This window comes from Spirillospora sp. NPDC000708 (assembly GCF_040299565.1).
Lineage (GTDB): Bacteria > Actinomycetota > Actinomycetes > Streptosporangiales > Streptosporangiaceae > Spirillospora.
In genome coordinates this window covers 20,730-27,189 of record NZ_JBEPCJ010000116.1, presented here as the reverse complement: position 1 = coordinate 27,189, position 6,460 = coordinate 20,730, and the positions used below count along the sequence as shown (strand labels likewise).

Annotated in this window: 5 protein-coding genes; all 5 read right to left on the bottom strand. The window is 71.1% G+C overall.

The window, feature by feature from the left end:
* Window positions 1–145: 145 nt before the first annotated feature.
* Window positions 146–1,459: a M16 family metallopeptidase gene (locus tag ABT299_RS46540; protein WP_387027481.1), complete on the bottom strand. Its 1,314-nt coding sequence runs from the start codon at window positions 1,457–1,459 to the stop codon at window positions 146–148.
* Between the two features lie 110 nt (window positions 1,460–1,569).
* Window positions 1,570–3,909 (bottom strand): polyribonucleotide nucleotidyltransferase, encoded by a 2,340-nt coding sequence (locus ABT299_RS46535; RefSeq protein ID WP_500254730.1) that lies wholly within the window; start codon window positions 3,907–3,909, stop codon window positions 1,570–1,572.
* Between the two features lie 279 nt (window positions 3,910–4,188).
* Window positions 4,189–4,458 carry a 30S ribosomal protein S15 gene (rpsO, locus tag ABT299_RS46530; RefSeq protein WP_021599383.1) on the bottom strand — a complete coding sequence of 90 codons (270 nt, stop codon included), beginning with the start codon at window positions 4,456–4,458 and terminating at the stop codon, window positions 4,189–4,191.
* 189 nt (window positions 4,459–4,647) lie between these two features.
* On the bottom strand, window positions 4,648–5,589 hold the full coding sequence (locus tag ABT299_RS46525; RefSeq protein ID WP_190856274.1) for a bifunctional riboflavin kinase/FAD synthetase: 942 nt from the start codon (window positions 5,587–5,589) through the stop codon (window positions 4,648–4,650).
* A gap of 110 nt (window positions 5,590–5,699) precedes the next feature.
* Window positions 5,700–6,404 carry a PAQR family membrane homeostasis protein TrhA gene (gene trhA / locus ABT299_RS46520; RefSeq protein WP_190856275.1) on the bottom strand — a complete coding sequence of 235 codons (705 nt, stop codon included), beginning with the start codon at window positions 6,402–6,404 and terminating at the stop codon, window positions 5,700–5,702.
* Window positions 6,405–6,460: the final 56 nt, after the last annotated feature.

Sequence of the window (6,460 nt, the reverse complement as noted above, 5' to 3'; positions counted from 1 at the left end):
TACGGCGTGAGGTAAAAGCCCCACGGGCACGCCCGACGGTCGGGAGGCTGTTTCGCGCGGAGCGCCAGCGGAGCGGGAAACAGCCTCCCGACCGTTGACGGGGGTTCCAGGGGGTCGCCCCCCTGGGAAAACACAGCCCCCTGGGCTAGCCGAGCCTATCCCCGACCGGGCCGATCACCGTGAGGGCGTGGGGGGCGGAGAGGATCTCGTGGGCGACGGCGCGGACGTCGTCGAGGGTGACGGCCTCGATGCAGGCGAGGACGTCGTCGACCGGGAGCAGCGACTCGTACACCAGCTCGCTCTTGCCGATGCGGCTCATCCGGGAGCCGGTGTCCTCGAGGCCGAGGACCATGGCGCCGCGCAGCTGGCCCTTGCCGCGTTCGAGCTCCTCTTCGGTGAGGCTCTGCTCGGCGGCGCGGTTCACCTCGTCGCGGCAGATCGACAGGACCTCGTCGACCTTGCCGGGCTGGCAGCCGGCGTAGACGCCGAAGATGCCGGAGTCGGCGTACTGGGCGGTGTAGCTGTACACCGAGTAGGCCAGGCCGCGCTTCTCGCGGATCTCCTGGAAGAGGCGGGACGACATGCCGCCGCCGAGGGCGGCGTTGAGGACGCCGAGGGCGAAGCGGCGGTCGTCGGTGCGGCACACGCCGGGGACGCCGAGGACGATGTGCGCCTGCTCGGTGTCCTTGTCGATGATGACGGTGCGCGGGTCGACGGGCGCGGTGGGGCCGCCGACGCGGGGCGGGGCGGGTTCGGCGTCGCCGGTCAGGTGCCCGGCGAACGCGTCCGACACCAGCCGGACGACCTCGTCGTGGTCGATGTTCCCGGCGACGGACACCACGAGGTTGGACGGGGTGTAGTGCTCCCTGTAGTAGCCGTGGATGCGGTCGCGGGACAGCGCGTTGATGGAGTCCTCGGTGCCGAGGATGGGGCGGCCGAGGGGGGTGTCGCCGTAGAGCGCGGTGGCGAACTCGTCGTGGATGAGGTCGCCTGGGTCGTCGTCGCGCATGTGGATCTCTTCGAGGATCACGCCGCGCTCGGCCTCGACGTCCTCGGGGCGGTTGACGGAGTCGGCGACCATGTCGGACACGACGTCGACGGCGAGGGGGAGGTCGGAGTCCAGGACCCGCGCGTAGTAGCAGGTGTACTCCTTGGCGGTGAACGCGTTGAGGTCGCCGCCGATCGCGTCGATGGCGGCGGAGATCTCCAGCGCCGACCGCCGCCTGGTGCCCTTGAACAGGACGTGTTCGAGGTAGTGGCTGGCGCCGGCGTCGGCGGGCGCCTCGTCGCGGGACCCGACGGCCGACCAGACGCCGAACGCCGCGGACCGCACCGAAGGCGTCGACTCGGTGATGATCCGCAGCCCGCCGGGCAGCACGGTGCGGCGGACCGCGCCGGCGTCGTCGGTGTGGATCGTGGTGGTGGTGCCGGGCTCCTGCGCCCGCGCCGGCAGGGTCACGGTGTCGCTCGCATTCGATGGTGGTCCGGGGAACGGGACGGGTCGGGGGGCGGAAAGCGGCCGACCGGCCTGCCCGGGGCGGGCAGGCCGGTCGGTCATCGCGTGCTCGGTCAGGAGTTGCGCTGGCCGGCGTCGTCGGAGCCGCGGCGGGTGCGGCGGCGGCGCGGGGCGCGCTTGTCGCCGTCCTCGCGGCGCTCGCGGCGCTCGCCGGAGTCGTCCGGGCCGCCGTCGGCCTCGGCGGCGGCGGGCTCGTCGCCGCGCTCGGCGCGCTCGGCGGACTCGCGCTCGACCACCTCGACGGGCACCAGCGACAGCTTCCCGCGCTGGTCGATCTCGGTGACCTCGACCTGGATCTTCTCGCCGACGCCCATGACGTCCTCGACGTTCTCGATCCGGGCGCCGCCGTGCAGCTTGCGGATCTGCGAGACGTGCAGCAGGCCGTCCTTGCCGGGCAGCAGCGACACGAACGCGCCGAACGTCGTGGTCTTGACGACGGTGCCGAGGAACCGCTCGCCGACCTCCGGCATGTGCGGGTTCGCGATCGCGTTGATCGCGGTCCGCGCGGCCTCGGCGGACGGGCCGTCGGTCGCGCCGACGTAGATCGTGCCGTCGTCCTCGATCGTGATGTCGGCGCCGGTGTCGTCCTGGATCGAGTTGATCATCTTGCCCTTCGGGCCGATGACCTCGCCGATCTTGTCGACCGGGACCTTGATCGTGATGATCCGCGGCGCGTTCGGGCTCATCTCGGCGGGCGCCTCGATGGCCTCCTGCATCACGTCCAGGATCGCCAGCCGGGCGCCCTTGGCCTGCTTCAGCGCGGCGGCCAGCACCGAGGCGGGGATGCCGTCGAGCTTGGTGTCGAGCTGCAGCGCGGTGATGACGTCGCGGGTGCCGGCGACCTTGAAGTCCATGTCGCCGAAGGCGTCCTCGGCGCCGAGGATGTCGGTCAGCGTGACGTACTCGCCGCCCTCACTGATCAGGCCCATCGCGATGCCCGCCACCATCTGCTTGAGCGGGACGCCCGCGTCCAGCAGCGACATGGTGGACGCGCAGACCGAGCCCATCGAGGTGGAGCCGTTGGACCCGAGCGCCTCCGACACCTGCCGGATCGCGTACGGGAACTCCTCGCGGGACGGCAGCACCGGGATCAGCGCGCGCTCGGCGAGCGCGCCGTGCCCGATCTCGCGGCGCTTGGGCGAGCCCACCCGGCCGGTCTCGCCGGTGGAGTACGGCGGGAAGTTGTAGTTGTGCATGTAGCGCTTGGTGCGCTCGGGGTTCAGCGTGTCGATCATCTGCTCCATGCGGAGCATGTTCAGCGTCGTCACGCCGAGGATCTGCGTCTCGCCGCGCTCGAACAGCGCCGACCCGTGCACCCGCGGGAGCACGTGCGCCTCGGCGGTGAGCTGGCGGATGTCCTTCAGGCCGCGGCCGTCGATGCGCAGCCCGTTGCGGATGACCCGCTCGCGGACGAGCTTCTTGGTCACGGCGCGGTAGGCGGCGGAGATCTCCTTCTCGCGGCCCTCGAACTGCTCGCCGAGCTTCTCGACCGCGCCGGCCTTGATCTCGTCGAGCCGGGACTCGCGCTCCTGCTTGCCGGCGATGGTCAGCGCCTGCGCGAGGTCCTCGCTGACGGCGTCGGTGACGGCGGCGAGCACGTCGTCCTGGTAGTCCAGGAAGATCGGGTACTCGGCGGTCTCCTTCGCGGCGACGGCCGCGAGCTCGCTCTGCGCCTGGCACAGCACCTTGATGAACGGCTTGGCCGCCTCGAGGCCCTGCGCGACCGTCTCCTCGGTCGGGGCGGTCGCGCCCTCGGCGACGAGCTTGAGGGTGTCGCGGGTGGACTCGGCCTCCACCATCATGATCGCGACGTCGCCGTCCTCCAGCACCCGGCCGGCCACGACCATGTCGAAGGTCGCGCGCTCCAGCTCCGGGTGGGTCGGGAAGCCGACCCACTGGCCCTCGATCAGCGCGACGCGGACGCCGCCGATCGGGCCGGAGAAGGGCAGCCCGGCGAGCTGGGTGGACATCGACGCGGCGTTGATCGCCACGACGTCGTACAGGTGGTCGGGGTGCAGCGCCATGATCGTCTCGACGATCTGGATCTCGTTGCGCAGTCCCTTGCGGAACGACGGCCGCAGCGGGCGGTCGATCAGCCGGCAGGTCAGGATCGCGTCCTCGGACGGCCGGCCCTCGCGGCGGAAGAACGAGCCGGGGATGCGCCCGGCCGCGTACATCCGCTCCTCGACGTCCACGGTCAGCGGGAAGAAGTCCAGGTTCTCCTTGGGCTTCTTCGACGCGGTGGTCGCCGACAGCACCATCGTCTCGTCGTCGAGGTAGGCGACGGCGGAGCCGGCCGCCTGGCGGGCCAGCCGGCCCGTCTCGAAGCGGATGGTGCGGGTGCCGAACGTGCCGTTGTCGATCACGGCCTCGGTGCTCTGCGCTCCGTCGATGCGCACGGCTTCTGTCACGGGAAACCTCCTCAGGTTTCGGCGTCGGTCCTCGCGGCCGTTTCCCGTGGCTTGTCACGCTGCCGGTCTTCGATCGAAGCACCCGGATCGTCAGGTCCGCCGATGCGGCGGAACGGATCCGGAAGCCACTACCGAGGACCGGCCCGCACCAGCGGTGTCCGCGAGGGTCTTCTCTTCGGTTTTACCGCCGGGCGGGCCGTCGCGGTCCGCCCGGGTCATAGAAAGAGAGGGAGCGGCCCGGCGGGCCACTCCCTCACCGTGCTAGCGGCGCAGACCGAGTCGCTCGATCAGCTGCCGGTAGCGGTTGATGTCCTTGTTGCTCAGGTACTTCAGGAGCCGGCGACGACGGCCGACCAGCAGCAGCAGGCCACGGCGGCTGTGGTGGTCGTGCTTGTGCTCCTTGAGGTGCTCGGTCAGATCGTTGATGCGGCGCGTCAGCAGCGCGACCTGGACCTCCGGGGATCCGGTGTCACCCTCAGTGGTCGCGTACTCGGCGATGATCTGGTTCTTGGTGGCGGTGTCGAGCGACACGTGGCTCCTTCGATGAGATCGTCACCCGCAGATCCGGGCCGGTGGGCACTCGGGTCCGCATGGTGCGTTTTGAGAGGTGGCGGGCCGCATGAGGGTGCAGCCCAGCCGCGCCGGGACCCACCCGGCGACTCTTCACCGTACCATGTCGGCCTGACCGCATTACCGGCCCGAGAGCCTCGCTTGACGGCCTCAGGAAGTGATCTCGCGGGCCCTCGCCACGTCGCGGCGCATCTCCTCGATGAGGGCGTCGATCGAGTCGAACTTCAGCGTGTCGCGGATGCGGGCGGTGAAGTCGACGCCCATGTGCTCGCCGTACAGGTCGAGGTCGTCGCGGTCGAGGGCGTACGCCTCGACGGTCCGCTCCCCCGCGCCCTCGAACGTCGGGTTCGTGCCGATGGAGATCGCGGCGGGCCAGCGGAAGCCGGGGTAGCGGTCGGTGTCGGCGACGAGCCAGCCGCCGTACACGCCGTCCGCGGGGATCGCGGTGTGCGGCAGCGTCTCCAGGTTCGCGGTGGGGAAGCCGAGCGCCCGGCCCCGCTGGTGGCCGCGGACGACCACGCCCTCGACGCGGTGCGGGCGGCCGAGCGCCGCGGCGGCGCCCGCGACGTCGCCGGACTCCAGCCGCTCGCGGATGTAGGTCGAGGAGATCGTGTCGCCGTTGGCGACCAGCGGCATGCCCTCGGCGGTGAAGTCGTACTTTTCGCCGAGCTCCTTCAGCAGCGCGACGTCGCCCTTGGCCTTGTGCCCGAACCGGAAGTCCTCGCCGACGATGACGTGCGCGGCGTGCAGCCGGTCCACCAGGACCTGCTGGACGAACTCGTCCGGCGGCGTCCTCGACAGCTCCAGTGTGAACGGCACGACCACGACGGCGTCGGTGCCGAGGCCCTCCAGCAGCTCGATGCGCCGCTGGGTGGTGGCCAGCAGCGGCGGGTGGGTGCCGGGCCGGACGACCTCGTCGGGGTGCGGGTCGAAGGTGATCGTCACCGAGCGCAGGCCGCGGCGGCGCGCCTCCTCGGCGGCGGCGCCCACGATCCGCTGATGACCGAGGTGCACCCCGTCGAACACCCCGATGGTGACCACCGAACGGCCCCAGTCGGCGGGAACCTCGTCGAGGCCATGCCAGCGCCGCACCATGCTCTCCCTGCGTAGGACGTCCCCTGCGGGTTCTTCTGTCGACATAAGGGTGCCATGCGCCGTCCGGTGCCGTTACCGAGGGGGCGCGCTTCGGGCCCGTCCGGCCGTCACCCGGACTGGTAGACGACGAACGAGACGGCGATGTACTGCAGGACGTACGCGGCGAGCGTGCAGGCGTGGAACACCTCGTGGAAGCCGAACCAGCGCGGGGACGGGTTGGGCTTGCGCAGCCCGTAGACGATCCCGCCGACGCTGTAGCAGACGCCTCCGAGCGCGACCATGAGGCAGGCGACGAGGCCCGCGCCGTCCAGGAACTGCGGCAGGAAGAACACGGCAACCCAGCCGAGCACGATGTAGAGGGTCACGTAGAGCGCGCGCGGGGCGCCGATCCAGGTGGTGCGGAACACCACACCGGCGACGGCTCCCGTCCACACCGTGGCCAGGACGGCGATGCGGACGCCGCCGTCGAGGGCCAGCACGGCGAACGGCGTGTAGGTCCCCGCGATGATCAGGTAGATGTTGGCGTGGTCGAAGCGGCGCAGCACCTCGATGAGCCGGTGCGAGTCGGCCTGCCGGTGGTACGTCCCCGAGATCCCGAACAGCAGCCCGGACGTGGCGACGTAGACGGCCGAGGAGAGCCGGGCGAGCGGGGTCGGGCCGAGCGCGACGAGCACGAGCCCGGCGACCATGACGGCGGGGAACGCGCCGAGATGCAGCCAGCCGCGCATCCGCGGCTTGGTCGGGGACGCGACCGCGGCGCCCGCTTCCGGGTCGCCGGCGGGGTCGGTCACGGGATCGGTCACCGTGTTCATTGGCAGCCTCCTCTGCAACTAACCTACGGTCACGTAGGTTACGCCACCGTAGGTTC

Coding starts and splice junctions, on each gene's coding strand:
- trhA (WP_190856275.1), bottom strand. CDS start 6,404: ATGAACACGGTGACCGATCCCGTGACCGACCCCGCCGGCGACCCGGAA.